This window comes from Streptomyces axinellae (genome assembly GCF_039532135.1).
GTDB classification, from domain to species: domain Bacteria; phylum Actinomycetota; class Actinomycetes; order Streptomycetales; family Streptomycetaceae; genus Streptomyces; species Streptomyces axinellae.
Genome location: NZ_BAAARJ010000017.1, coordinates 122,115 through 148,163 on the forward strand (window position 1 = coordinate 122,115; position 26,049 = coordinate 148,163).

The 26,049-nt window shown below is 70.9% G+C and carries 26 protein-coding genes and 1 pseudogene; 10 read left to right on the forward strand and 17 right to left on the reverse strand.

Going from position 1 to position 26,049, the window contains the following annotated elements; translation table 11 throughout:
- Nucleotides 1-119: 119 nt before the first annotated feature.
- Complete coding sequence (locus ABD339_RS24255; protein WP_344568689.1) at nt 120-647, reverse strand: Uma2 family endonuclease; 528 nt, start codon at nt 645-647, stop codon at nt 120-122.
- Nucleotides 648-708: 61 nt separating this feature from the next.
- Nucleotides 709-1,452 carry a PAQR family membrane homeostasis protein TrhA gene (trhA, locus tag ABD339_RS24260; RefSeq protein WP_344568613.1) on the reverse strand — a complete coding sequence of 248 codons (744 nt, stop codon included), beginning with the start codon at nt 1,450-1,452 and terminating at the stop codon, nt 709-711.
- Nucleotides 1,453-1,698: 246 nt separating this feature from the next.
- On the opposite strand from trhA, the gene ABD339_RS24265 reads away from it, so the two are divergent.
- On the forward strand, nt 1,699-3,570 hold the full coding sequence (locus ABD339_RS24265) for a phosphoenolpyruvate carboxykinase (GTP) (protein WP_344568616.1): 1,872 nt from the start codon (nt 1,699-1,701) through the stop codon (nt 3,568-3,570).
- Nucleotides 3,571-3,715: 145 nt separating this feature from the next.
- On the opposite strand, the gene ABD339_RS24270 is transcribed toward ABD339_RS24265, so the two are convergent.
- Nucleotides 3,716-4,132, reverse strand: a complete 417-nt coding sequence (locus ABD339_RS24270; protein WP_344568618.1) for an SCO4983 family protein — start codon at nt 4,130-4,132, stop codon at nt 3,716-3,718.
- Nucleotides 4,133-4,274: 142 nt separating this feature from the next.
- Nucleotides 4,275-5,486: a pyridoxal phosphate-dependent aminotransferase gene (locus tag ABD339_RS24275; RefSeq protein WP_344568620.1), complete on the reverse strand. Its 1,212-nt coding sequence runs from the start codon at nt 5,484-5,486 to the stop codon at nt 4,275-4,277.
- A 205-nt stretch (nt 5,487-5,691) separates the two neighbouring features.
- Between ABD339_RS24275 and ABD339_RS24280 the strand changes: the two genes are divergently transcribed.
- Nucleotides 5,692-6,417, forward strand: coding sequence for a TetR/AcrR family transcriptional regulator (locus ABD339_RS24280; RefSeq protein ID WP_344568622.1), 726 nt, complete (start codon nt 5,692-5,694; stop codon nt 6,415-6,417).
- Between the two features lie 75 nt (nt 6,418-6,492).
- On the opposite strand, the gene ABD339_RS24285 is transcribed toward ABD339_RS24280, so the two are convergent.
- Both ABD339_RS24285 and ABD339_RS24290 read right to left on the reverse strand, forming a co-directional pair.
- The gene (locus ABD339_RS24285; RefSeq protein WP_344568623.1) at nt 6,493-8,784 is read right to left on the reverse strand and encodes a thioredoxin domain-containing protein; all 2,292 of its coding nucleotides are present in this window, start codon (nt 8,782-8,784) and stop codon (nt 6,493-6,495) included.
- A 166-nt stretch (nt 8,785-8,950) separates the two neighbouring features.
- Nucleotides 8,951-9,136 (reverse strand): DUF4357 domain-containing protein, encoded by a 186-nt coding sequence (locus tag ABD339_RS24290; RefSeq protein WP_344568624.1) that lies wholly within the window; start codon nt 9,134-9,136, stop codon nt 8,951-8,953.
- Here ABD339_RS24290 and ABD339_RS24295 point away from each other — a divergent pair.
- Together ABD339_RS24295 and ABD339_RS24300 are read left to right on the forward strand one after the other, a co-directional pair.
- A complete protein-coding gene (locus ABD339_RS24295; protein WP_344568625.1) occupies nt 9,135-9,407 on the forward strand; it encodes a hypothetical protein in 273 nt (90 codons plus the stop codon). The two genes, ABD339_RS24290 and ABD339_RS24295, sit on opposite strands and share 2 nt — an antisense overlap.
- Nucleotides 9,404-9,811: a PIN domain-containing protein gene (locus tag ABD339_RS24300; protein WP_344568626.1), complete on the forward strand. Its 408-nt coding sequence runs from the start codon at nt 9,404-9,406 to the stop codon at nt 9,809-9,811. Before ABD339_RS24295 ends, ABD339_RS24300 begins: the two co-directional genes overlap by 4 nt.
- A gap of 33 nt (nt 9,812-9,844) precedes the next feature.
- Here ABD339_RS24300 and ABD339_RS24305 read toward each other — a convergent pair.
- The 4 genes and pseudogenes from ABD339_RS24305 to ABD339_RS24320 form a co-directional block, all read right to left on the reverse strand.
- Nucleotides 9,845-9,946: pseudogene (locus ABD339_RS24305) on the reverse strand (DUF255 domain-containing protein); the annotation flags it as partial.
- 789 nt (nt 9,947-10,735) lie between these two features.
- Nucleotides 10,736-11,572 (reverse strand): hypothetical protein, encoded by an 837-nt coding sequence (locus ABD339_RS24310; protein WP_344568627.1) that lies wholly within the window; start codon nt 11,570-11,572, stop codon nt 10,736-10,738.
- Nucleotides 11,573-12,146: 574 nt separating this feature from the next.
- Complete coding sequence (locus ABD339_RS24315; RefSeq protein WP_344568628.1) at nt 12,147-12,812, reverse strand: Uma2 family endonuclease; 666 nt, start codon at nt 12,810-12,812, stop codon at nt 12,147-12,149.
- 78 nt (nt 12,813-12,890) lie between these two features.
- Nucleotides 12,891-14,141, reverse strand: coding sequence for a hypothetical protein (locus ABD339_RS24320; RefSeq protein WP_344568629.1), 1,251 nt, complete (start codon nt 14,139-14,141; stop codon nt 12,891-12,893).
- Between the two features lie 123 nt (nt 14,142-14,264).
- Between ABD339_RS24320 and ABD339_RS24325 the strand changes: the two genes are divergently transcribed.
- A complete protein-coding gene (locus ABD339_RS24325; RefSeq protein ID WP_344568631.1) occupies nt 14,265-15,485 on the forward strand; it encodes a cystathionine gamma-synthase in 1,221 nt (406 codons plus the stop codon).
- A 214-nt stretch (nt 15,486-15,699) separates the two neighbouring features.
- Nucleotides 15,700-16,389, forward strand: coding sequence for a hypothetical protein (locus ABD339_RS24330; protein WP_344568633.1), 690 nt, complete (start codon nt 15,700-15,702; stop codon nt 16,387-16,389).
- Between the two features lie 292 nt (nt 16,390-16,681).
- Here the strand turns inward: ABD339_RS24330 and ABD339_RS24335 are convergent, their stop codons facing one another.
- From ABD339_RS24335 to ABD339_RS24345, 3 genes are all read right to left on the reverse strand, one after another.
- Entirely contained in the window at nt 16,682-16,933 is a 252-nt protein-coding gene (locus tag ABD339_RS24335) for a hypothetical protein (protein WP_344568635.1), read from the reverse strand.
- Nucleotides 16,930-17,406: a sigma factor-like helix-turn-helix DNA-binding protein gene (locus ABD339_RS24340; protein WP_344568690.1), complete on the reverse strand. Its 477-nt coding sequence runs from the start codon at nt 17,404-17,406 to the stop codon at nt 16,930-16,932. The genes ABD339_RS24335 and ABD339_RS24340 overlap by 4 nt, the downstream gene beginning before the upstream one ends.
- 133 nt (nt 17,407-17,539) lie before the next feature.
- The gene (locus tag ABD339_RS24345) at nt 17,540-18,133 is read right to left on the reverse strand and encodes a MarR family winged helix-turn-helix transcriptional regulator (RefSeq protein ID WP_344568637.1); all 594 of its coding nucleotides are present in this window, start codon (nt 18,131-18,133) and stop codon (nt 17,540-17,542) included.
- 225 nt (nt 18,134-18,358) lie between these two features.
- Here ABD339_RS24345 and ilvA point away from each other — a divergent pair, with 225 nt between their 5' ends.
- The 3 genes from ilvA (at nt 18,359) to ABD339_RS24360 (ending at nt 21,776) form a co-directional block, all read left to right on the forward strand.
- Entirely contained in the window at nt 18,359-19,597 is a 1,239-nt protein-coding gene (ilvA, locus tag ABD339_RS24350) for a threonine ammonia-lyase (protein WP_344568639.1), read from the forward strand.
- A gap of 290 nt (nt 19,598-19,887) precedes the next feature.
- Nucleotides 19,888-20,916 (forward strand): ATP-binding cassette domain-containing protein, encoded by a 1,029-nt coding sequence (locus tag ABD339_RS24355; protein WP_344568640.1) that lies wholly within the window; start codon nt 19,888-19,890, stop codon nt 20,914-20,916.
- Nucleotides 20,913-21,776 (forward strand): ABC transporter permease, encoded by an 864-nt coding sequence (locus tag ABD339_RS24360; protein ID WP_344568641.1) that lies wholly within the window; start codon nt 20,913-20,915, stop codon nt 21,774-21,776. Before ABD339_RS24355 ends, ABD339_RS24360 begins: the two co-directional genes overlap by 4 nt.
- Before the next feature lie 108 nt (nt 21,777-21,884).
- Here the strand turns inward: ABD339_RS24360 and phoA are convergent, their stop codons facing one another.
- Together phoA and greA are read right to left on the reverse strand one after the other, a co-directional pair.
- A complete protein-coding gene (gene phoA / locus ABD339_RS24365; RefSeq protein WP_344568642.1) occupies nt 21,885-23,267 on the reverse strand; it encodes an alkaline phosphatase in 1,383 nt (460 codons plus the stop codon).
- 221 nt (nt 23,268-23,488) lie between these two features.
- Nucleotides 23,489-23,986: a transcription elongation factor GreA gene (gene greA / locus ABD339_RS24370; RefSeq protein WP_344568643.1), complete on the reverse strand. Its 498-nt coding sequence runs from the start codon at nt 23,984-23,986 to the stop codon at nt 23,489-23,491.
- Nucleotides 23,987-24,248: 262 nt separating this feature from the next.
- On the opposite strand from greA, the gene ABD339_RS24375 reads away from it, so the two are divergent.
- Nucleotides 24,249-24,962, forward strand: a complete 714-nt coding sequence (locus ABD339_RS24375; RefSeq protein ID WP_344568644.1) for a hypothetical protein — start codon at nt 24,249-24,251, stop codon at nt 24,960-24,962.
- A 40-nt stretch (nt 24,963-25,002) separates the two neighbouring features.
- Here the strand turns inward: ABD339_RS24375 and msrA are convergent, their stop codons facing one another.
- On the reverse strand, nt 25,003-25,662 hold the full coding sequence (gene msrA, locus ABD339_RS24380; RefSeq protein ID WP_344568645.1) for a peptide-methionine (S)-S-oxide reductase MsrA: 660 nt from the start codon (nt 25,660-25,662) through the stop codon (nt 25,003-25,005).
- Between the two features lie 68 nt (nt 25,663-25,730).
- Complete coding sequence (locus ABD339_RS24385) at nt 25,731-26,048, reverse strand: hypothetical protein (RefSeq protein WP_344568646.1); 318 nt, start codon at nt 26,046-26,048, stop codon at nt 25,731-25,733.
- Nucleotide 26,049: the final 1 nt, after the last annotated feature.

Genomic DNA, 26,049 nt, shown 5'->3' on the forward strand with positions numbered 1-26,049 from the left:
TGAGCACCGGGCCCTGGCAGGCCCCCGCGAATTCGTCACCCCCCAGACCGGTGACGTTCTCGCAGGGCGACCTCAAAGGGCCCGGCGCCGTACCGCACCACGCCCGGAAGGGGCACCGGCTACGTACGCACCGGGAAGTCCGAGGTGTCGATCTCGACCCGCTCACCGGTGACGAGCCGCAGGGTGACGGGCTCCCCGTACGGAACCTCCTCCACCTTGGCGTACCCGGTCGCATGCGACTCGGTCATCACGGTGCAGACCTGCTTGAAGGGGTCGGCGATCAGGTAGCAGTCGATGCCGAACCGGCCGTACTTGCGGACGTTGCGGACATAGTCCTTCTCATCGTCCGGCCGCGAGGGGACCTCGACGACGGCGAGGACATCGAGGCAGTCGTAGCTGTTGCCGTGGCGCGCGGCCCCGTCGGCGACGATGGTCAAATCCGGCGCCGCCTCGTTCTCGCCGGGAAACCTCACCAACACGTCACCCAAGAGGCGCTCCCGGGGAATGTGTGCCGCCCTGGCCGCAGCCTGTACCTCTGAAACGGTCCAGAACTGCTCCGGACTCCGCGGGGTCATGATCACTTCCCCGTCGAAGATCGCGACCTTGTACCCCTTGGGGACAGCGTCACGTGCGAGCAGATCGTCCATCGCCGTCACGTCGGTCCACCTCCTGGTCACATTATGCGTGCACCGGGCCCGCCCGGCGGGCCTACGTGTGCTGGTACGCCACGATCGAGATGCCCACGTAGTGCACGACGAACGCGGCCAGCGTCAGCGAGTGGAAGACCTCGTGGAAGCCGAACCAGCGGGGTGACGGGTTGGGGCGTTTGATGCCGTAGATCACGCCGCCGACGCTGTAGAGGATGCCGCCGACGATCACGCAGACGAGCACCGCGATGCCGCCCTGCCGCATGAAGTCGGGCAGGAAGAAGACCGCCGCCCAGCCCATCGCGATGTAGCAGGGGGTGTAGAGCCAGCGGGGGGCGCCGACCCACAGGACGCGGAAGCCGATGCCGAGCGCCGCCGCGACCCAGATCCCCCACAGCAGCAGGTCGCCTCTGCCGTCGGGCAGCAGCAGGATCGCCAGCGGCGTGTAGGTGCCCGCGATGATCAGGAAGATGTTCGCGTGATCGAGGCGCCGCAGCACGGCGTTGACCCGCGGGCTCCAGTTGCCTCTGTGGTAGAGGGCGCTGATGCCGAACAGCAGACAGGCCGTGAGCGTGTACACGGCGCACGCGACGCGCCCTCGGGTACTGCCGGCGAGGGCGGTCAGGAACATTCCGGAGACCAGCGCAGCGGGGAACATGCCGGCGTGCAGCCAGCCGCGCAGCTTGGGCTTGATCACCTGCGCGGCGGAGGCCGCTGACGCTGACAGCCGTTGGGCTGCCGCCGAGGATGACGACGGGGGCGTCGTGGCGGCCGGCTCCGGGGACGGGGACGCGGAGTCGTTCATCAAGCCATCGTACCCACGGCCTACTCAACCGTAGGTTTCGGGCGGCCTCCTCCCCGTATGACGGCACGTGGCCACGGACACACAGCTCCCATCTGGACAAGCTCCCTCCTGGCTCGCATGATCAGATGAGCTCAAGCGGCACCGGATGAGCGAAGACAAGAACGACCGCCACGAAAGCATCCGGGTCGCGGCCCCCAAGGGGCGCGCTGATAGTCGAACAAAACCCTCAAAACGTCTGGAGCGATCGTGGCGCGCAGTTCTGCGGCTCCCACCACCTCACCCTCGGCCGTCCCCACCCGACACCAGGAGCTGATCTCCTGGGTCGAGGGGATCGCCGCCCTCACCGAACCGGACCAGATCGTGTGGTGCGACGGCTCCGAGTCGGAGTACGACCGCCTGTGCGAGGAGCTGGTGGCCAAGGGCACGTTCAGGAAACTCGACCCCGTCAAGCGCCCCAACTCCTACTACGCGGCCTCCGACCCGTCCGACGTCGCACGGGTCGAGGACCGCACCTTCATCTGCTCACAGCGAGAAGAGGACGCGGGTCCGACGAACCACTGGAAGGACCCCGCGGAGATGAAGGCCCTCTTCGTGGGAGAAGAGGGGGGCGCCGGGGACGCCGGACAACAGGGCATCTTCCGCGGCTCGATGCGCGGGCGCACGATGTACGTCGTCCCGTTCTGCATGGGCCCGCTCGGCTCCCCGCTCTCCGCGCTCGGCGTGGAGATCACCGACTCCGCCTACGTCGCCGTCTCCATGCGCACCATGACCCGGATGGGACAGGCGGTCCTGGACGAGCTGGGCGAGGACGGCTTCTTCGTCAAGGCCGTGCACACCCTGGGCGCCCCGCTGGCCCCGGGCGAGCAGGACGTGCCGTGGCCCTGCAACTCCACCAAGTACATCTCGCACTTCCCCGAGACCCGCGAGATCTGGTCCTACGGCTCCGGCTACGGCGGCAACGCGCTGCTCGGCAAGAAGTGCTACGCGCTGCGCATCGCCTCCGTGATGGCGCGCGACGAGGGCTGGCTGGCCGAGCACATGCTCATCCTGAAGCTGACGCCGCCGCGCGGCGGCACCGAGGCCGTCAAGTACGTCGCCGCCGCCTTCCCCTCGGCCTGCGGCAAGACCAACCTGGCCATGCTCCAGCCCACCGTGCCGGGCTGGACGGTCGAGACCATCGGTGACGACATCGCCTGGATGCGCTTCGGCGAGGACGGCCGTCTCTACGCGATCAACCCGGAGGCGGGCTTCTTCGGCGTCGCGCCCGGCACCGGCGAGGACACCAACGCCAACGCCATGAAGACCCTGTGGGGCAACTCGGTCTTCACCAACGTCGCCCTCACCGAGGACGACGACGTGTGGTGGGAGGGCATGACCGAGGAGAAGCCGGCCCGCCTGACCGACTGGAAGGGCAACGCCTGGACACCCGAGTCCGGCACCCCCGCCGCACACCCCAACGCGCGCTTCACCGTCCCTGCCGGACAGTGCCCGATCATCGCCCCCGAGTGGGAGGACCCGCGCGGCGTCCCGATCTCCGCGATCCTCTTCGGCGGCCGGCGCGCCACGGCCGTACCGCTGGTGACCGAGTCCTTCGACTGGCAGCACGGCGTCTTCCTCGGCGCGAACGTCGCCAGCGAGAAGACGGCCGCCGCCGAGGGCAAGGTCGGCGAGCTGCGCCGCGACCCGTTCGCGATGCTGCCGTTCTGCGGCTACAACATGGGCGACTACTTCGCCCACTGGCTGGAGGTCGGGGAGGGCGCCGACGCGGCCAAGCTCCCCAAGATCTACTACGTCAACTGGTTCAAGAAGGACGAGAGCGGAAAGTTCGTCTGGCCCGGCTTCGGCGAGAACAGCCGCGTCCTGAAGTGGATCGTCGAGCGCCTCAACGGCGAGACGGAGGGCGTCGAGACACCCATCGGCATCCTGCCGCGCAAGGAGGACCTCGACACCGAGGGCCTCGGCCTCTCGGACGCCGACCTCGACTTCCTCCTGGCCGTCGACAAGGACGTCTGGCGCGAGGAGGCCGCGCTGATCCCCGAGCACCTCAACACCTTCGGCGACCACACCCCGAAGGCCCTGTGGGACGAGTACCGCGCCCTGGTCAAGCGCCTGGGCTGACCCCTGAAAGAGCCGCAGGGCGCCCCCGAAGGGGCGCGGGGAACTGCGCGACCAGCCACGAATCAGCCGCAGCCAAAAGCGCTCCGAAAGCCGCACGGCGCTGGTCCAAGAGCCCAACGGCGCTGATTCAGGGCGCAGCGCGCTCTTACACCGGTACCGCCACAGCCGAGGCATGGTCCTCAAGGCGCTCCGTCGCCACCGCGGTGGCGACCTCGTCCCCACGCGAGGTCGCCACGGCGAGGGCGTTCCCCGCAAGCGTGCGGGCCCGCGCGTGAAGCGAGGCGACATGCGCGGCGTCAGCCCGCAGGGCGGAGGGCTCGGCACGCAAGGGGGCCCGCCCCCCGGACAGCCGGGTCACCAGCGCGGCCAGCTCCCCCGCGGCGCGGTCGAGCGAGGCATCCGGGGCGAGAACCCGCAGCTCGTCGGTCACGGTGAGCAGCGCGGTCAGCTGCCCCGCGAGACGGATGTCCAGCTCTTCCTCGCGGGTGCGCTGCGGCAGCGGCCCCCGCAGCGCGTCGTCGGCCAGGCTGTGGACCGACTTGGTGCGGATCGGTTCGTACATGGTGGGCCTCCTGGCAATGCGTTCAGGAACCCATCCTAACTTGGACTCCGTCTAAACTTGTCCCGCATTCACCGCTCTCCCGGACGGGCCCGCGGCCACCCGCAACCCCGGGGCCGCGCTCACCAAGGCGTCGGCCCGCCCCTCACATCTGGCTGTAGCCCTCCAGGAAGCGGCCGATGCGCGTCACGGCATCGGTCAGCTCGCTCACCCCGGGCAGGTTCACGATGCGGAAGTGGTCGGGCTCGGGCCAGTTGAACCCCGTCCCGTGCACGATCATGATCTTCTCGGCCCGCAGCAGGTCGATGACCATCTGCCGGTCGTCCTTGATCTTGTAGACCTTCGGATCGAGCCGGGGAAACGCGTAGATGGCCCCCTTGGGCCGCACGCATGTCACCCCCGGAATCCCCGTCAGCAGCTCGTACGCGGTGTCGCGCTGCTGCCGCAGCCGCCCGCCCGGCAGCACCAGGTCCTCGATCGACTGCCGTCCCCCCAGCGCGGCGGCGACCGCGTGCTGGGCCGGCATGTTCGCGCACAGCCGCATGTTGGCGAGGATGGTCAGGCCCTCGATGTAGCTGGCGGCGTGCGCCTTGGGACCGCAGACCGCGAGCCAGCCGCTGCGGTATCCGGCCACGCGGTAGGACTTGGAGAGCCCGTTGAAGGTGAGGGTCAGCAGGTCGGGTGCGATGAGCGTGCTGGGGGTGTGGGTCACCCCGTCGTAGAGGATCTTGTCGTAGATCTCGTCGGAGCAGACGATCAGATTGTGGCGGCGCGCGATGTCGGTGAGGCCGCGCAGCATCTCGTCGTCGTAGACCGCGCCCGTGGGGTTGTTGGGGTTGATGATGACGAGCGCCTTGGTGCGGTCGGTGACCTTGCGCTCGACGTCGGCCAGGTCGGGCATCCAGTCGGACTGCTCGTCGCAGCGGTAGTGCACGGCCGTGCCGCCGGCCAGCGAGACCGACGCGGTCCACAGCGGGTAGTCCGGGGCGGGGACCAGCACCTCGTCCCCGTCGTCCAGCAGGGCCTGCATGGACATCTGGATCAGCTCGGAGACGCCGTTGCCGAGGTAGACGTCCTCGACGGACAGCTCTATGCCCTGCTTCTGGTAGTGGTTCGTCACCGCGCGGCGGGCCGAGAGCAGGCCCTTGGCGTCGCCGTAGCCGTGGGCCGTGCCCACGTTGCGGAGCATGTCCTCCAGGATCTCCGGCGGGCAGTCGAAGCCGAACGCCGCGGGGTTGCCCGTGTTGAGCTTCAGAATCCGGTTGCCTGCCGCCTCCAGCCGCGTCGCCTCCTCCAGGACCGGGCCCCGGATCTCGTAACAGACATTGGCGAGCTTCGTCGACTGGATCACCTGCATAGCGCCAGCCTAAGCGCGCCCTCCACAGGGCGCCCCGTGTTTTCCCTCACCCCGGTGACGGGCCGGCGACCCTGCGGTACCACCGGGCGGAGCGGGCCCGCCGAACCCCCATGTACCGGGGATACCGAACCCACGGGTAACGGGGGTGGCACAACCATTGACACGAACATGGCCCGGCCGGGGCCCATACCCGAGAATGAGGTCCATGGCCCCCGCACCTACAGACTCCGCCCACGCCACCGGCGCGCCCGCGGATCTCCCCACAGCCACAGGTCTCCCCACGCCCGCGGATCTCCCCACAGCCGCAGGTCTCCCCACGCCCACAGGTCTTCCCACGGCCAAGCTCGGTCTGCGCGAGCGCAAGAAGATCCAGACCCGCCAGGCCATCCGGCGGACCGCCTACCGCCTCTTCAAGGAACAGGGCTACGACGCGACGCCCGTCGATCAGATCGCCGACGAGGCGGAGGTCTCCCCCAGCACCGTCTTCCGCTACTTCCCCACCAAGGAAGACATCGTGCTCACCGACGAGTACAACCTCCTCATCGAGAGCGCCCTGCGCGAGCGTCCGCCCGGCGAGCCGCCCGTAGCCGCGCTGCGCGAGGCGCTGTTCGACTCCCTCGCGCGCATCTGCACCAGCGACGCCAACGAGACCTGCCAGCGCATCCGGCTCATCCGCGAAGTCCCCGCGCTGCGCGGCCGAATGAGCGAACACTCGGCCGAGACGATGCGGCTGCTGCTGAGCGCACTGGCCGAGCGGACGGGCAGACCGGGCGACGATCTCGAACTGCGCATCGTCACCGGGGCGATGCTCGGAGCCCTCACCGAGGCCATGTACGCCTGGGTGGACGCCGGGCTGACCGGCGACCTCGACGCCCTCCGCGACCTGGTCACCCGCTCCTTGGCCGTACTGGAGCGGGGCCTCACCCTGTAGGGCGCGCGGTGCGAGGCGGCAGCGCACCCGGGCGCCTCCCGGGCGGGCCCGCACCGGGCCCGCCCGACGCGGGACTCACTCCCGCAGCGCCGCCTCCAACGCGTCCGGCTCCGTCACCGGCGCCGCGCACACGAAGCCGCGGCACACATACGCGGCAGGCCGCCCGTCCACCAGCCCCCGCCCCGCCAGCAGCGGAACGCCCCCGGGCTCCGGAGAGCCGGGGCCCTCCGAGGACATCGACGTCCCGGCCGAGGACGTTGGCGTTCCGGCCGAGGACGTTGGCGTTCCGGCCGAGGACGTTGGCGTTCCGGCCGAGCCCGGCGCCCCGGCCGGGCCGGACGTCGCTGCCGAGCCGAACGTCCCGGAGGGGCCGGGCTCACCCACGGCGACCACCGCACCCGGCGCCGGAGCCAGCAGCGCCGTCCGGTGCAGCGCCTCCCCCACCGGCCCCACGACGGCGACCTCCCGGGGCCCGTCGAGCAGCGCCTCTCCCACGGCCAGCCCCCATCCCACGAACCGCGGCACCCGCCCGGCCAGCTCGCGTACGACGCCCAGCGCCCGCGAGGCCGCCTCACGGTAGCGGTGGTCACCGGTATAGGCGCCGTAGGACAGCAGCGCCCCGGCCGCCGCGTTCCACCCCGACGGCACCGCGTTGTCCGTGGGGTCCTGCGGACGCCGGATCAGCCGCTCCGCGTCGTCGGCCGTGTCGTACAGCGTGCCGTCCTCGGCCGCGAACCGCTCCAGCACCGTGCCGAGCAGCGCGCCCGCGTGCTCCAGCCACTCGCCCTCGCCGGTCACGGCATACAGCGTCAGATAGCCCTCGGCCACATCGGCGTAGTCCTCCAGCACACCGGCACCGGAACCGGGCACCCCCGCGCGGGAGGTGCGCACCAGGCGGCGGCCCTCGTCGCGGGTGTGCGTCCCGGCCAGCAGCCGCGCCGCGCGGCGGGCGGCCTCCACCAGGTCGGGGCGCTCGAAATAGGCGCCGGTCTCGGCGAGCGCGGCGACGGCCAGCCCGTTCCAGGCGGACACGATCTTGTCGTCCCGCGCGGGCCGGGGCCGCTTCGCACGCGCCTCGAACAAGCGGCGCCGTACGTCCTCGAAACGCGCGTCGGCACCGGCGTCGTCCGGCCGGGAGCCGGCCTCGTCCGCAAGTCCGGCAGGCCCCGTAGCTCCCGAAGGCCCCGAAGGCCCCGAAGGCCCCGAAGGCCCCCTTTCCGCCGAAGGCTCCTCCGTCTCCGGGAGCCGCAGCACGGAGGCACCGCCCTCGAACGTGCCGGCTTCGGTGACCCCGAACCAGCGTGCGGCCAGCGCCCCGTCCTCCTCGCCGAGCACCTGCGCGAGCTGCGCGGGCGTCCACACATAGAAGGCGCCCTCGGCGTGGCCGCCCGCCGCCTCCTGCGGGTCCTCGCTGTCGGCGTCCAGCGCGGAGGCGAAGCCGCCCTCGGCGGTGCCGAGTTCGCGCACCATGAAGTCGGCCGTCTCCAGCGCGACCGCGCGCGCCTGCGCGGCGCCGGTGCTGCGCCACAGGTGGGCGTAGACGCGGCACAGCAGGGCGTTGTCGTAGAGCATCTTCTCGAAGTGCGGAACGACCCATTCCGCATCGACGGAGTAGCGGGCGAAACCGCCCCCCAACTGGTCGTAGATACCGCCCCGCCGCATCGCCTCGCAGGTGGCCCGCACCATCTCCAGCGCCCCGTCCGACCCGGTACGGGCGTGGTGGCGCAGCAGGAACTCCAGCACCATCGACGGCGGGAACTTGGGCGCACCGCCGAAGCCCCCGCGCACGGCGTCGAAGTCCCGCGTGAGCCCGAGCAGCGCGGCCCCCATCTCCTCGGCCCCCGGCGGCTGCGGCGCATCGACGCTGATGGTGCGCGCGGCCAGGTCACGCGCAATCCGCCCCGCCACCTCGTCAACCTCCCCGCGCCGCTCCCCCCACGCACTGCGCACCCCCTCCAGCACCTGCCGGAAGGAGGGCATACCGTGCCGGGGGGCGGGCGGAAAATAGGTACCGAAGTAGAAGGGCCGTGCTTCAGGCGTCAGAAACACCGTCATCGGCCAGCCCCCCTGCCCGGTGGCCGCCTGCACAGCCTCCATGTAGACGGCGTCCACATCGGGCCGCTCCTCGCGGTCCACTTTGACGGACACGAAGTGCTCGTTCAGGTACGCGGCAGTGTCCTCGTCCTCGAACGACTCGTGCGCCATGACATGACACCAGTGGCACGCCGCATAACCGACCGACAGCAGTACGGGTACATCACGCCGCCGAGCCTCCTCGAACGCGGCAGGCTCCCAGGGCCACCAGTGGACGGGGTTGCCGGCGTGCTGGAGGAGGTAGGGCGACTGGGAGTCGGCCAGACGATTCATACCGGCATCGTCGCATGACGAGGATCGCGGCGCGTGATCACCTGCGCACGAAGCACGACCGCCGCGAGCGCCCCCGCGATCGGCCCGCTCCAGGCCGACAACGGTGGTCTGAAGGGTGCGCGGGTGCGCGGGCAACGGGCCGGCTCGGAGCCGTCGGTGCCGACTTTCAGCGGTTCTCGGCGGTCTCCCCCGTCTCGGCCCTGCGTACGTCCGCCACAGAACGGCCGCCGTCGTCATTCCACCGCTCCACCCCGTTGATGCTGTACCCGGCCAGCACGCCGGCAGCTGGGGGTGGGTGAGTGAAGGTGTACGCCTGTGCGATGTAATAGTGCTTGTCATACACTTTGGACATGAAGCCGACCCGAGCAGGAACCACCGAGAACATCTCCGTATCCATGCCCGCCGAGCTGGTCAGCGAGCTCCGCTCCCGGGCCGGTCGTCGTGGACTGTCCGGTTACGTGACAGAGGCCGTCAGGCACCAGCTCGCCATGGACGGGCTCGCTGAGATCGTCGCGTCCCACGAGGAGGAGCACGGCGCGCTCACGGAGCAGGAGGTCGAAGCGGCTCGCCGTGAGCTGTTCGGAGAAGAGAACGCCGACGCCGTGGAACGGGGCGCTGCGTGAAGGGGCAGCCGGCCCGCTCGCTGGTGCTCGACTCCGAGGCACTCTCCCTGCTCCTGCGCGACGACCGCAGGACGGCGGCTCGCATCGAGGCATCCCGGCAGGTCGGGATCCCCGTCCTCGTGTCCGCGCTGACCATCGTCGAGGCTGTGCAGGGAAAGACCGATCTGGCGCGTTTGAGGTGGCTGCTCTCCCGGCTGCGGGTGGAACCGGTCAGCCAGGAGGACTCCCTGACCGCGGTGGCGCTGCTTCGGGACGCAGGCGGGCCGCACGGACACAAGTACGCGATCGACGCTCTCGTCGCCGCGCTCGCACTCCGCGTCCCGGCTCCCGTGATCGTCCTGACCTCCGACCGCGACGACTGGTCGAAGCTCTGCGGGAGCCGCGTGATCACCAAGGAGGCGTGAGCACCGCCGACTACCGGGTCCGCGAGTTCACCGGCACCAGTGGCAGGCCGCGCAACCGACCGACAGCAGCACGGGTACGCCGCGCCGCCGAGCCTCCTCGAACGCGGCGGGCTCCCAGGGCCACCACCGGACCGGTACAGCTCACTTCCCCCCGAGCGGCGATCTGGGCCGCGCCGATGCCGGTCCGCCTTGCCTACCGGGCGCTCCCCGCACGGCGTGCGGCACCTGTGGGGGCACGGCGCCGGGAGCCTGGGGCTGCGCCCCCTGGGCGGGCCGAGCGGGCGCGAACTGCCGCAGCGACTGCCGGGCGGCCTTCGCGATGGACTCCTGTCCAGCGCCCTGAGACCCATATGCCTGGGTATAGGTCGCCAGAAGACGCTGGGCGTTGATGTAGAGTTCGAGGAATTTTGGGCGATTTTCCGCCTCGTCCCAGGTCCGAATGGGCTTCTGCCTCGCGTCGGCCCTCGTCAGCAACATATTCACCCGCTCCCACGCATTCATCACCTCTTTGGCGTGGCCCCTGCGTTCGGAGAGCGGACTCGCCCCGTGTGCCTTACTACTCTGGGGACCGCCACCTCGTTGAGATTCCGCATGCTGTTTGTCGAGGCCCGAGAATTCCTTGCGGGTCCAGTCCAAGGCGACTCTCACTGCCACCCGGGGTTCCTGGCGACGGTAGAACTGCTGCTGCTCAAGCTCCTGCTCGGTGGGGGGTCGGCCGTTGGGCGCCGGATCGGGTACCAGTTCAGGCATCGATGCCGCGGAAGGCTCACTTTCGGCACCCCCGTGCTGTCGGGCGTTTCGCAGCATCGCATTCTTCCGCAGCTCTTCGGAAGGATCACCGCCGTTCGGCATTCTCTCTCCCCTTCTCCATATCGAGCTCGCTGCGGTAAAGGACGTCGCCGAACCGGCTTTCAGGAGTACGGGTCACCGCTTGCGCGGCGGGGGAGAAAGCCTCCCGCCCGGCTCGCTGTTGTTCGGGCGCTTCGCCGGCACGGTGCCGGTCGGCTTCGCCTGCGCGGCACCGGGGCTCACAGGCTTCTGCCCGGGCTGGTCAAGGGTGAGCTGACGGGAAGCACGGGCGGCCTGCACGACGGACTCGGGTGCGGATGCTACGGGCTGCTGAGTCCCGTAAACCCGCAGGTAATTCCGCTGAAGTTCACGAGCCTTCTCGTAGGATTCACGCATGTCCTCGTCGGCCCGCACCTCTTCCCATGTCGAGAACGGGATCGAGCTCATTTCAGAAGCCTCATAGGCAGCGACATCAGCAGCCACCTCACGAGTTTCCCGGATATATTCCTTCAACTGACTCCACGCTTTCGCCACCTCTCCGGCCCGATCCGCCCGGATGTTCGCCGCGTCCTCGGCCGGATTGTGCTGACCATCACTCAAAGGGGAGTCAAGAAGTTTGTCGCAAATATCCAGTGCAACATCCTCTTCCTTGCGAGCCATTATTTCGGCCTCCTCCAGGGCCTTCATAGGCTCTTTCTCCTCCATCGTCCTGAGGAAATCCTGCGGGGAGATGTCTTGAGCGGCAGCACTTTTCTGCGTCTCCCCCTGCCGCTCGGCACGAAGTCTTGCGAGATGGTTCTGGACTTCAGTTTCATTCCGCGCGACCCGTTCCCTCTCCTCATGTTCCTGTGCGGCCCGGGCCTGGTCGGCTTGGGCCTGCGCAGCCTCATGGGCTGCAGGATCCCTCGCGTAAGACTTCTGGTAAGCGTTCCGGTTCACAGCTTCGCGCAGCAGATTTTTATCATCCGGCATGACAATGACTTCCTTTCCAGCCGCAGGACGTCGCCCCGGGCGCACCGCATCCAGGACCGCCCTGACCGTTTCGGCTGTTTCCGACCTGAGCTGACGAATAGGGATGCGGCGCTGAATCAAATTCTCCGACAAGCCACAACGGGCCCGCAGCGCGTCCGGTTCATCGGGAATCCCGGCACGTCTTCTTCCTCAGACCCGGCCCGTGAGCTCGCGTAGACCCGGCCCGTGCCCTCGCCTGTGTACCGGTTCCCGCCCCTCGCGCTCGGCGCCACCGGCGCCCCCGTCGCCGCTGCCCTGAGCCCCATCAGGCCCGCCCAGCAGGATCAGGGAGGCCCCCGTGGGCGCGGAGATGATCGTCCGCGAGTGATGCACGCCCGGGTGGCTGCCGAGCAGTACAGCTCCTGGAGCGAAGAGCAGTGTGCGGGCATCGAGACTGGCGGGTCGAGCAGGGCGCCACCGGCGTCCCCCCGTCCACACCTGTCTCCTGGATCAGGCCGCACACGCCTACCGGGAGGGTGACGTGTACGCGCGGGCACGGTGAAGGCGGTCGCCCCCTTCTCCGTGGAGATCGACCTCACGGTTTTGCGACCTGGCGGCCGACCGCGCCCGGCGCCGCGTACTGCAGCTCGTCCACAGCTGCCAGGTCGATGTCGATGTCGATGTCGAACGGTTCGTCAAGCGTCAGCCGCCCGCGGAAGATGCCGCGCGGGGTGTAGCCCCTGGCCACCGGGTCGAGTTCGTAGACGCGGACGACCGGGTGCGGGCTCTCCCCCGCGCGCTCCACCAGCCAGAAGTGCGGGACGCCGACTGCCGCGTACTTGCGGGGCTTGGTGTCGCGGTCGCGCTCCTCGGAGTCGGGCGAGACGACCTCGACGGCGAGCAGGACGTCGGCGGCCTGGTACGCCGTCTGGCCGGGGCCCCGGACGGACTCGGCCCGGACGGCGAGCACGCCCGGCTCCGGGCCGTTGCGCCGGTTCAGGACGACGGTCATCTCCCGCCTGACGCGTACTCGGTCACGAGGCGCGGCGGCCCGCAGCCCGCTCAACAGCATGTCGATCACGTCCGCGTGCAAGAGGCGTTGCGGGCTCGCGAAGACCAGGCCCCCGTCGATCAGCTCGGTGTGCGGCGGGAGGTCCGGCAGGGTCAGCAGGTCGTCCACGGTGTAGCCGTTCGGCGGCGGCACCGGCCAGGTGATCGTGTTGATCTCGGGAGCCGGTTCAGCGGTCGTGGTCCCTCCCATGGACGGGATCCCGCGCGCCACTCGACGTGACCGGGCGGGATGCCGGGAGCGGGTACCCGAAAGAGCGAGCGACGGCCCTCAGTGCGGGGTGCGGGCGCCGCCCGTGGACTCGTAGCCGGCGACCGCCAGGGCGCGGTACGCGGCGTAGGCGGCGGCGGGGTCGCCCTCGTCCACCCAGGGGACGGCGCCCACGTGGCCGTCAACCGCCGCCAGGGCCTCCAGCGCCTCGGCGTAGCGCTCGGCGCGGACGAGGAACCACACCAGCAGGTGCAGGACGTGCGGGCGGACCGGATGGTCGTCCTCGACCTGATCGACGGCGAACTCGGCGGCCTCGATGGCCTGGGCGATCTCCTCGCTCTGGTAGAGGCCACGGACCATGTTGACCTCGGGCAGATGGTCGTAGGCCGCGAAGAGCGGAAGGGCGGGCAGCAAGGTGCCCTCGGGGGCGTGGGAGGCGGCCGTGCGGGCGAAGGCGTCGGCCTGTTCCTTGGAGCCGGCCCACTTCGCCGACCAGTAGGGCAGCGCCGCCAGGTGGGCGCCCATGTGGTCGGGGGCCAGGCGGCGCACGCTCGACCAGAGGGACTCGAAGTCGGCCTCGCGGTATTCCAGGTGGCGGGCGATGAACAGCTCGGTCAGGTGCGGTGTCGGGTCGGCGGGGTCGAGCTCGGCCGCGTCGTGGGCGACGTTGCGGGCCTCTTCCAGGATGATGCGGCGGTCATCGGAGCCGCCGGGCTCGGCCAGGGCCTGGAAGACGAGGAACTGCGCGTACACCTGGGCGCCTCCCGGGTCGCGGGGCTGCTGGGCGCGCCAGTCCCGCAGCCAGCGCGCGTCCTGCTGCGGCGAGGGCTCCTGCCGGCTGAAGTCCTTGCTGAAGGAGACCGCGTCCCGCGCCCCGCCGGGCCCGGAGGCGCCAGGTCCGGACGCATCCGCTCCGAAGGTGCCCGTCCCGGGCGCGCCCAGTTCGCGGGAGCGGGCCGGCTCACGGGAGCGCGCCAGCTCCATCGCGGCGGCGCCCGCCAGCGACTGCACACGCTGCCAGCGCAGCTCGTACTCGTCACCGGTAAAGGCCAGCAGCCGCGCCACCGGCTCCCACTCCTGGCCGCGCTGGGTCTCCTCCAGTGCTTCCACCAGCTCGCGGTCGGGCCCCGGCAGGCGAACGTCCAGCTGGTCGGAGGGCACGAAGCCGTAGCCGGCCGACGGGTCGAGGGCCTGCGTGAACCCGCGCACCCCGTCCCGGTGGCCTTGGCCCAGCCGCCTGCGGCGCATCGCGGGGTAGGCCACCGCGCCGAAGACGGCGGCGAGGGCGATGAGGAGAAACAGGGCTTCCATGGCGTCGGGTCTCCACACTCGGTGACCTCCCGGCCAGTGGCTGGGGGGTCGGTCGTCGGCTCGGCGGGGCGGCCTCGCTGAGTACGCCCTGACTCCACCGTACGGCCCACTAGTCTCGCTCTCATGAGTGAGCAGCGCGACAACGGCATCAAGGGCATCAAGAACAGCAGCGGCGAACCCGGCGAGACCGGAGCCGCCGGGCAGCACCCCGGGGGCTTCGAGACCCTGGCCATCCACGCGGGCCAGGCGGCCGACCCCACGACAGGGGCGGTCGTGCCGCCCATCCACCAGGTTTCCACGTACAAGCAGGACGGCGTCGGCGGGCTGCGCGGCGGCTACGAGTACAGCCGCTCGGCGAACCCGACCCGCACCGCGCTGGAGGAGAACCTCGCGGCGCTGGAGGGCGGCAGGCGCGGTCTGGCCTTCGCCTCGGGTCTGGCCGCCGAGGACTGCCTGCTGCGCACGCTGCTGACGCCCGGTGACCACGTCGTCATCCCCGACGACGCGTACGGCGGCACCTTCCGCCTCTTCGCGCGGGTCGCCGAGCGGTGGGGGGTGCGCTGGTCGGTGGCCGACTCCTCGGATCCGGCCGCCGTACGGGACGCGCTGTGCGAGCGCACCAAGGTGGTGTGGGTGGAGACGCCCTCCAACCCGCTGCTGGGCATCACCGACATCGAGGCCGTCGCGGAGGTGGCGCACAGCGCCGGGGCGCGGCTGGTCGTGGACAACACCTTCGCCAGCCCCTACCTGCAACAGCCGCTGGCGCTGGGCGCGGACGCCGTCGTGCACTCGACGACGAAGTACATGGGCGGCCACTCGGACGTGGTGGGCGGCGCGCTCGTCGTCTCCGACCCGGCGCTCGGCGACGAACTGGCCTTCCACCAGAACGCGATGGGCGCCATCGCCGGCCCCTTCGACTCGTGGCTGGTCATGCGCGGCATCAAGACACTCGCCGTCCGCATGGACCGGCACGGCGCGAACGCGGCCCGCGTCGCCCAGCTTCTGGAGGCGCACCCGAAGGTGAGCGAGGTCTTCTACCCGGGCCTGCCCACCCACCCCGGGCACGAGATCGCGGCCAAGCAGATGCGGGGCTTCGGCGGGATGGTGTCCTTCCGGGTGGCGGACGGCGAGGAGGCGGCGGTCCGGGTGTGCGACCGGGCGCGGCTGTTCACGCTGGGTGAGTCCCTCGGCGGCGTCGAGTCCCTCATCGAGCACCCGGGCCGCATGACGCACGCCTCGGCGGCGGGCTCGGCGCTGGAGGTCCCCGCGGACCTGGTGCGGCTGTCGGTGGGCATCGAGTCGGCGGACGACCTGCTGGCGGACCTGACCCAGGCCCTGGACTAACGGACCCCGGCGGGGCGGGAGGGGCTCGGCGGCGCGGTCGCCCCTCCCGCCCTGTGCGCCCGCTTCCTCTGTTACCAAGCGCGGACAGAACCCGGTGAACAACTTCCGCCCGGGGGCCATCTCACAGGGTGCAGCGAACAGCAGACCCGGCCGGCCGCCCTGCGGATGAAGGCGGGGGCACCGCAACCTGAGAGCCCATTGGGGGACTTCCATCATGACCGCTCGCCGTATCCGCCGTACCCGCCGTACCGTCCGCTCCGCCACCTTGGTGGCCGTGGCCGCCGCTGCCGCGTTCTCCCTGACCGCCTGCCAGAGCGGCAGCGACGACGCCGCCGGCTCCCAGAAGAAGGACTCCGCCTCCGCCTCCCACGCCACCGGCGGCGGCGCGGACAGCGGCGAGACCTCGCGCGCCGGCTCGGGCAAGAACCAGACCGATGTGCGGACCCAGGCACAGGGCGACAACGCCTCCTCCGCCACGTCCACGTCGGCGGCGTCCCGGGCCCGCTCCGAGACCCTGGTGGACGGCAGCACGGCCAAGATCTACAAGCTCGGCAGCCAGCACTACCGGGCCAAGATCGTCAATGATGGCGACGTCCTGGCCACCCTGGAGACGAAGCAGAGCGATGCCGGGCTCGACGCCAACGGCATGTTCGTCACGCTCACGCTGGACGGCCAGATCCACTCCTGGATGGGCGGCGACCAGCAGGGCCCCGGCACCTTCGACCTTGAGGGCGGCTGGACGGCCAAGGTCACCAAGGCCGGCGAGAACCACTACCGCGCCAAGATCATCGGCCATGACGGTGTGGCCGCCACGCTCAACGCGAACCAGCACGACGTCGGGCTCAACGCCAACGGCGTCTACATCGTGCTCAGCGCCGGGGGCGTCATCAGCGCCCACGCGTAGCGCCCGTACCGGGCGCGGGGGATCGCGCCAGCAGACCTGAGGCGCCCGCGGACGGCGCCGTCCGCCTGCCGCCCACGGCTCCCCGCCGCCCGGGCTCGGCTCGTGTCCCGCCTGCCGCCCTCAGGTGGCTGAGCGCGCAGTTCCCCGCGCCCCTGAAGGGGCACCCCCGCAGGAGGCGACGGATGCCAGGGCCCAGGGCGGCTCCCCGCCCCCAGGCCCAGCCCGCCTCCCGCCTGCGGCCGTCAAGTGGCTGAGCGCGCAGTTCCCCGTGCCCCTGACGGGGCCGGGGCCGCTACCACCCCACCGTCGGCGAGGTGGCGGGCGGTGGCTGGGACCAGGGCCGGTCGGCGAGCAGCCACCCGGCCAAGGCGGCCAGGCAGAGCAGCGCGCACAGCCAGGTGACGGTCCGCAGTACCCGGCGGCGCCTCAGCAGCCGGGCCCCCCGCCGCAGCGCCCGCTCGGCCAGGTCGGCGGGGACGGGCTCCCCAGGGAGCTGCGCCAGCAGCTTGCGCACCTCGGCCTCCTTGCGGTCCGGCAGGCTCACCTCGGCGCCGCGCTCTCGACAGGGCGGCTCAGGAGCGTCGCCATGGCGCGGGTGTGCAGTGCGCGCACCCGCTCGACCGGCAGGCCGAGGGACGCGGCGACCTGCTCGTCCGCCACACCTTCGAACAGCCGCAGCACCAGCACCAGCCGTTCTTGCGGCGGCAGTACGCCCAGCAGGCCGCCGCGTGGGCGGCGGTGGCGCCATCCGGTGTGGGCGAAGCGCCTGGTGAGTTCCTGCCGGGTGCGCTCGTAGGGGTCCTCGCCGCGCAGCCGTGACCAGTCGGCGCGCGTGTGGGCGAGGGCGCCCACCAGGAGCCGCTGTGCTTCGGGCGCGGCTCCTGGCGGCTCGGCCGTCAGCAACGTGGCGGCATGCAGCAGCCGGCCGCCCGCGCCCGCGACGAACGCCTCGAACTCCCGGGCGCGGAGGCTGTGTTGATTACGTTGATTGCGTTGATCGCGTTGGCTGCCTTGGATGCGTTGACTGCTGCGGCCGTCCTGGCGGCCTTGGCCGCGCCGACCGCATCGGCTGCCTCGGCCGTCTTGCCGTGCCTGTGGCTCGCGCACGCCGCCTCCCGCCGCCTATGGGACGGCAGGCGCCCTGATCAAATCAAGAGGCGGGCGTGCCCTGGCCGCCCTCGGCGGGCGGCTGCGGGGACGGGGCGAGGCTGGCGGGGTTCAAGTCGAGCATCGCGGTGTTGAACCGGGTCAGCAGCTTGCAGAAGACGCCGCGTTCCTCCGCCGTCCAGTCCTGGGTGATCAGCTCCATCAGCCTGCGCCGCGAGGAGCGGACCTCCTCCAGCCTGGAGTGGCCGCGCGGCGAGAGCTGGAGGACGACGGCGCGGCCGTCTTCCGGGTGGGAGGTCCGCTTGACCAGGCCCGACTCGACCAGCGGTGCGACCTGCCTGGTCACCGTCGAGGAGTCGATGCCCATGCCTGCGGCGAGCGCCTTGACGCCCATCGGGCCTTCCTGGTCCAGCCGGTTGAGCAGCAGGTAGGCGGCCCGGTCCATGGAGTTGCGGGCCTGGCCGAGTCCGCCGAGCCGGGTCTGTTCGGCGCGGCGCGCGTACACGGCGAGCTGGTGCTGGAGCGCGTCGAGCACCGGGGCCGCGGCGGGGCCGGGTTCTGAGAGGGCACTGCCTTCGGCAGGCACCGCGCGGTGGTCGTCTGTGGTGTCTGTCGTCATGTCCGGGGGCGTGGGCATGGCCGGTGTGCTCACTTCGTCGGTCTGCGGGAGGTTTCGAGTGTTCGGGTCTTCCGTGAGGAACGGAATCCGGGGTGTGGTGCGGACAGGGTACGCGCAGCGGGAGCAGGACGTACCTTCAGTGCACAAACCAGTGACCTGAGCTACCCGAAGTCAGCGGCGGAACCGGCGTACGGGCCTTACATGTCCGGCGCGGACCCGCGCACGGCTGCGAGACTGGAGCACATGGTCACCAGCACAGCAGGGGACACCACGGCGTCGCTTCCGGTGTCTTTGGACGAGGTACGCCTCGCGTACAAGACGCTCTCGGGCGTCGCCCGGACGACCGCGCTGGAAGGCAGCAGACACCTGTCCGCGCTGGTGGGTGCGCCCGTGCACCTCAAGTGTGAAAACCTCCAGCGCACGGGCTCGTTCAAGCTGCGCGGCGCCTATGTGCGCATCGCGGGCCTCTCCCCCGAGGAGCGGCGGCGCGGGGTGGTGGCGGCGAGCGCGGGCAACCACGCGCAGGGGGTCGCGCTGGCGGCGTCCTTGCTGGGGGTGACCTCGACGGTCTTCATGCCGGTGGGCGCCCCGCTGCCCAAGGTGGCGGCCACCCGGGAGTACGGGGCGCGGGTGCGGACGCACGGCCAGGTCGTGGACGAGACGCTGGAGGCCGCGCGGGAGTACGCGCACGCCACGGGTGCGGTCTTCATCCACCCCTTCGACCACGCGGATGTGGTGGCGGGCCAGGGCACCGTGGGGCTGGAGTTGCTGGAGCAGTGCCCCGAGGTGCGCACGATCGTGGTGGGCATGGGCGGTGGCGGGCTGATCGCGGGGATCGCGGTGGCGGTCAAGGCGCTGCGCCCCGACATCCGGCTGGTGGGCGTGCAGGCCGAGGGCGCGGCGGCGTATCCCCCGTCACTGGCCGCCGGGGAGCCGGTGGCGCTGGAGTCGGTCTCGACCATGGCCGACGGGATCAAGGTGGGCCGGCCCGGGGACATCCCGTTCGGCATCATCCGCACCCTGGTCGACGAGGTGCGCACGGTGTCCGAAGACGCCCTCTCCAGCGCGCTGTTGCTGTGCCTTGAGCGGGCGAAGCTGGTGGTGGAGCCGGCCGGGGCGAGCCCGGTGGCGGCGCTGCTCTCGGAGCCGGGCGCGTTCCCGGGCCCGGTGGCGGCGGTGCTGTCCGGGGGGAACGTCGATCCGCTGGTGCTCCAGCGGACGCTGCGGCACGGGATGGCGGCGGCCGGGCGCTATCTGTCGCTGCGGCTGCGGGTCTCTGACCGGCCGGGCGCGCTCGCCGCGCTGATGAGCGCGTTGTCGGCGGCCGACGCCAACGTCCTGGACGTGAGCCATGTCCGCACCGATCCCCGGCTCGGGCTGGACGAGGTGGAGGTGGAGTTGCACCTGGAGACGAAGGGGCCCGAGCACTGCGTCGAGGTCGCCTCTTCGCTGCGCGCGGCGGGCTACCGCGTCATGAGCTGACGTCCGCGCACACGAACGCGGACGCGGACGCGGTCCGTCGTCCGTCCCCCCTCCGTCCCTCCGTGACGCGGCGCGCGGACGCGGCCCTTCCGTAACGCGAGCTATCGCGTATTACTTGACGCGATACATCGCGTCGCTCATACTGCTGTGCGCCGGGCCCGGCGGTCCGGTGCCACCTCGCATACCTGCCGTACGTGCCGGAACTGCCCGGCGGACCTAGCATCTTCACAGGTCCAGAGTTCTCATCCGATTTCGCAGCATCCACTCTCCACACCACTGGGAGACCACCAATGCCGGGTGCCATCTACGCCGAGGGTCTGGTGAAGACGTTCGGCGACGTCACGGCTCTGGACGGCGTCGATCTCGACGTTCCCGAAAGCACCGTGCTGGGCCTGCTGGGGCCGAACGGCGCGGGCAAGACCACCGCGGTCCGGGTACTGACCACGCTCCTCCAGCCCGACAGCGGCCGGGCCGTCGTCGCGGGCATCGACGTGCTCAAGAACCCCACGGCGGTCCGCAGGTCCATCGGCCTGTCCGGCCAATTCGCCGCCGTGGACGAGTATCTGACGGGCCGTGAGAACCTTCAGATGGTCGGCCGCCTCTACCAGATGTCCGGGCGCGACGCGAAGAAGCGCGCGAACGAGCTGCTGGAGCGCTTCAACCTGGCCGACGCGGGTGACCGTACGGCCAAGACGTACTCGGGCGGCATGCGCCGCCGTCTCGACCTCGCCGCCGCGCTCGTGGTCAGCCCGCCCGTGATGTTCATGGACGAGCCCACCACCGGGCTGGACCCGCGCAACCGGCAGCAACTGTGGGAGGTCATCGAGGAACTGGTCGCCGGCGGTACGACGTTGCTGCTGACCACCCAGTACCTGGAGGAGGCCGACCGGCTCGCACACGACATCGCGGTCGTCGATCACGGCAAGGTCATCGCCCGCGGCACCTCCGACCAGCTCAAGGACCGGACCGGCGGCGAGCGCATCGAGGTCGTCGTCCACGAGCGCGCGCACATCGACGCCGCCCGCGAGATCCTCGACCGCCACGGCCTGCGCGGGACGACCCAGGAGGGCTGCACCGTCGAGTCGCACACCCGCAAGCTGACCGTCCCCGTGGCCGGCGGCGCCAAGCTGCTGGCCGAGGTGATCAGGGAACTGGACAGCCGGGGCATCGAGATCGACGACATCGGACTGCGCCGCCCCACCCTCGACGACGTCTTCATCTCCCTGACGGGCCACGCGGCCGAGGACGAGCCGGAGTTGAAGTCCGGGACCGCGGCGACGCAACAGGACGGCACCGAGACCGAGGAGAGGGCCAAGTGAGCGGCACCACCAGCACAGCAGCGTCGAGCGCGGCACCCAGCGGACGCGGCGGCTTCGCCCAGTCCGTCACCGACTCCCTGGTGATGGCCAAGCGCAATCTCATCCGTATGGTGCGCATCCCCGAGGTCGTCATCTTCGGCCTCATCCAGCCGATCATGTTCGTGGTGCTGTTCAGCTATGTCTTCGGCGGCTCCATCAAGGTCCCGGGCGCGGGCACCGACGCCGGGACCTACCGCCAGTTCCTGATGGCGGGCATCTTCGCGCAGACCGTCACCTTCGCCACGGCGGGCGCGGGAGCGGGCATCGCCGAGGACATGCACAAGGGCCTCATCGACCGCTTCCGGTCCCTGCCCATGGCCCGCGGCGCGGTCCTGACCGGCCGCACACTCGCCGACCTCGTGCAGACGGCGCTGACACTGGTCGTCCTCGCCATCGTCGCCGCGATCGTCGGCTGGCGGGCCCACGACGGCATCCTCAACGCGCTGGCCGGCTTCGGCCTGCTGTTGCTGCTCGGCTACGCCTTCACCTGGATCGGCGCGCTGATCGGTCTGACCGTGCGCACACCCGAGGCGGCCACCTCCGGCGGGCTCATCTGGCTCTTCCCGCTGACGTTCATCTCCGTCGCGTTCGTGCCCTCGCAGAACATGCCGGCGTTCCTGCGGCACATCGCCGAGTGGAACCCCTTCAGCGCGACGGTGGTCGCCTGCCGCGACCTGTTCGGCAACTTTCCGCCCCACTACCCGGTGCCGGACGCCTGGCCCATGCAGCACCCGGTGCTGGCTTCGCTGATCTGGTCCGTGGTGATCGTGCTGGTCTTCCGCACCCTGGCGGTGCGCAAGTACCGCTCGGCGGCGGTCTGACGCCTGCCGGGCGGAACCGGCGCCCCCGGAAGCGGACGCTCCGGACGGGCTCTGTCCGAGCCCGTCCGGAGCGGAGGGCGGAGTGAGGCCGAGGGCGGGGCCGGAAGCTCAGCGCAGCCGCAGGGCGCGGGTCACGGTGCCGAAGAGGTCGGTCTGGTCGGTGACACCCGTGACGCGGTCGGAGGAGGGGCCCATCGCCGCGATGCGAACCTGCGTACCGGTGTGCTCCTGGTCCTCGGCGGGGTCGTTGTCGGAGTAGCTGACCTGGAGCGGCTGCCCCTCGTCGGTCACGAGCGTGGAGGACAGCCCCGCCGGCTTCGCGTCCACCGGCACGATCTGGCTGGCGTGCGCGTGGTCGGCGGTGGTCACCACGAGCGTGTCGGGGTGCTTCTTCGCGTACTCCTGAGCCACCCGCACGGCGCGGTCGAACGCCGCCGTCTCCCCTATCTGACCGCAGGGGTCGGCCGCGTGGTCCTGCTTGTCGATCGAGGCGCCCTCGACCTGGAGGAAGAAGCCCTTGCCGGACTTCTTGGCCCGCTGCCTGGCCTCCAGCAGGTCGATGGCCTTGCTGGTCTGCTGGGCCAGGGCCGGTGTGGTGGCGGGGCGTGCGGGGTTGCCGGTGGTGCAGCGCTGCGGGTCGGTGCCGCCCTTGGCGGCCTTCTTGCCGGTCCACTCGACGGGCACGGTGCCCGGTGCGAACAGCCCGAGCAGCGGGGTGCCCGGCTTGGCCGAGGCGAGCCCCTTCTTGTCCGTCACCAGCCGGTAGCCGGCCTTACGGGCCTGCTCGGTGACGGTCTTGCCCTTGTACCGGCCCTCGCTGATCTTCTGGTCGAAGCGGGCCTTGCCGCCGCCCATGAGGACATCGGCGCCGGTGGTGACCGTCTGTTCCGCGATGGAGCCCTCACCGCCCTTGCCGATCGTGTCGGCCGGGCACTTCTTCATGTCCTCGGGGCCCTGGCAGTCGCGGTCGGTGACGTGCGCGTTCTGCACGGCGGGCGTGGCGTCGGTCAGTTCGGCGGTGGTGACGTCGCCGGTCGCCATGCCCTTCTTCTTGGCCAGCTCCAGCATGGAGGGCACCGGCTTGCCGGTGTGGGTCTTGGAGATGCGGCCGTTGACCGTCTTGTTCCCGGTGGCCCAGCCGGTGCCGCTGGCGGCCGAGTCGGTGACGTAGTCCGGCTTGCCCTTCTCATCGACCGAGTAGGTGGTGTAGGCGCCGGTGGCGGGGAATCTGTCCATGTTCAGCCGCCCGCCCGCGCCCACGGTGTAGTCGCGGGCGAGCGTGATCTCCGAGTCGCCCATACCGTCGCCGATGAGCACGATGACGTTCTTGGCACGGTGACCGCTCTTGGCCGCTGCGGAGCCCTGGCCGCCGCTGGGCCCGGCGTAGGCGAAGCTCGGCACGGCGACGCCCGCGGCCAGGACGGCGGCGGTGCCCCAGGCCAGCCTGCGGCGCGTGGTACGGGAGAGGCGCTGAGCGCGTGGCGTGGACATGTGCGGTTCCTCCGGTGCGAGCGATGGTCTCTCGTGTCGGAGCCAGCCGAACAGGTTGTCCTTTACACCTAATGCTGTGCGGGTGTACGCCCGGTGCTGCGCGGGTGTACGGCCAGTGCGGTACGGGCGCGGGCCGCGCGCCGCCCCGCGACGACGCGCCAACGGCGGGCGGCGCCGCGCCGGAGCGCGGGCCGCCCGCCGTTGGCGGAAGTGGGGCTTGCTCAGCCCTGGTAGGGCTTGGCCTTGAGGATCCGTACGGACGCCATCTTGCCGTTCGGCAGCTCGTACTCCGCGTCCTGGCCGACCTTCTTGCCCATCACACCGACGCCCAGCGGCGACTGCGGAGAGTAGGTCTCGACCTCGGCGCTGGCGTATTCGCGGGACGCCAGGAGGAAGGTGATGGTGTCGTCCTCGTCGCCGTCGAAGGCGATCGTGACGACCATGCCGGGCTCCACCACACCGTCGTCCGCCGGGGCCTCGCCGACCTTGGCGTTTTCCAGGAGTTGCTGGAGCTGGCGGATCCGCAGCTCCTGCTTGCCCTGCTCCTCCTTGGCCGCGTGGTACCCGCCGTTCTCGCGGAGGTCACCCTCTTCGCGAGCCGCCTCGATCTTCTTGGAGATCTCGGTGCGTGCAGGACCCGACAGGTACTCCAGCTCGGCCTTGAGCTGGTGATACGCCTCCTGGGTCAGCCAGGTGACGTTGTCGCTGGTCTGGGTCACAGGTGCTCCTCGTCGGTACTGGGAATCAACAGCAAATGCAGGAAACGCCCTACCAGGAAGGCTGCGCCTTCACAGGTGGGCGAAACCACGAGCTTAACAATTCCGGCGGAAAAGGGAAGAAGCCGGTGGCGCCACTCCTGGTCAGAGCCCCGCGCACCCCGAACGCGACACCGCCGCCCCTCTCTCACAACCGTCACCGGTTCAACCGGTGACGACACGGAACCGGCACCCGGGCGCGGATCCGGCGCGGCATGATGCTGCCATGCCGATACCGCAGGGAACGACGCAAGAGCCCGAGCCCCAGGAGCAAGGGCAGCCCGCCGATCGCACCCAGCAGCAATTACGGAAAGCGTCGGGACAGCTGCGAAAAGTGCTGGCGCAGCGCGAGAACCTGCTGGAGTTGCGCGCGGCGCAGCCGACGCGGACGGCGCTCTCCCCGGCCGAGACGCAGGAGGAGCAGCTCCAGCGGCTGCTCGCGCAACGGCAGGAACGCGGACGGCGGCAGAAGCTGCAAGCGCTGGGCGACCGGCTCTTGAAACTGGCCGGGACACTGCGGCCAGGCCCCGATGACCAGCGGTGGCTACAGGAGACCGAGGAGCGGTTCCAGGAGCTGGCCGGGCGCGAGGGCCTGCGGCAGCGCGAGGAAGAGCTGTCGGAACAGCCCCTGGAGGACCTGCTGCTGGAGCGGGAGCGAGGGCAGCCGCTGCCCCGGGTGCAGCAGCGGATGCAGGAGGTGGGAGACCGAGTTCAGCGAGTGACCAGCGAACTGGAGCGGCTCCCGGGGCAGTCGGCCCCCGGGCCCCCGGAATCTCTCGCCGCGGCCGTGCACCGCTGGCAGCCCCCGGGAGCGCCGGACAGGGCCGCGGCGGCGACCGCTGCGGCGACACCACCGCTGGGCGAGGCCCGCCAGGCCGCCGTACCCGGCCCGCCCGGTACCGCCCCGTCCCCCCGCAGGGGGAACCGGCGTTCGCTCTGAGCGCCGGCGGCCCACGCGGCGGCGCGCACGGCGCTCCCGCTCAGGCGGGTGCGATGCCCACGGGGCAGGAGACGCCCGTGCCGCCGATGCCGCAGTACCCGGCGGGGTTCTTGTCGAGGTACTGCTGGTGGTACCCCTCGGCGGCGTAGAACGGGCGGCCCTCGGCGGGGAGGATCTCGGTGGTGATGGTGCCGTGGCCGGAGCCGGTCAGTACCCGCTGGTAGGCGTCGCGGGACGCCTCCGCCGTGGCGGCCTGGGCGGCGGAGTGGGTGTAGACGGCGGAGCGGTACTGGGTGCCCGTGTCGTTGCCCTGGCGGAAGCCCTGGGTGGGGTCGTGCGCCTCCCAGAAGCGCTTGAGCAGCTCCTCGTACGACACCTTCGCGGGGTCGTACACGACGCGCACCGCCTCCGTGTGGCCGGTGAGGCCCGAGCAGACCTCCTCGTACGAGGGGTTCGGGGTGGAGCCGCCCTGGTAGCCGACCAGGGTCGTCCAGACCCCGTCCGCCTGCCAGAAGACGCGCTCGGCGCCCCAGAAGCAGCCCATGCCGAAGTCCGCGGTCTCCAGACCTTCCGGGTACGGGCCCTGGAGGGGCGTGCCGAGGACGGTGTGGCGCTCGGGCACCGAGTAGGCGGGCTCCGGGCGGCCCGGGAGGGCCTCCTCGGGAGCGGGGATCTGGTTCTTGAACCTGCCGAACAGCATGAGTGCTCCTGTCCGAGGGGATTCCGGAAGATCCGGGAGGGTTCCGGAAGACCGGAAGAGGGTGCCCCTCAGCCGGTTGTCTTGGGCTTGGGCGCGGAGGGCGCCGCCGTTGCGGCCCGCTCCTTCTTGGCCGCCGGCTCCGCCCCGTCACCGAGGGTGCCGGACGTGCCGGGGCCGGCGGAACCGGCGGGACCGGTGGACACGGACTTGTCCTCGAAGTCCACCCGGTTCATGTGCTTGTTCATCGACTTCATCAGCATCCACACCGCGATGCCGATCGCCGCGAAGACGAGGAATCCGAGGACGCCGGGGGTGACCTTGTTCTCGTCCAGGTCCTTCGCCGCGAGGGGGAGGACCTGGACCAGCGTTGTCTGCGTCGGGCTCATA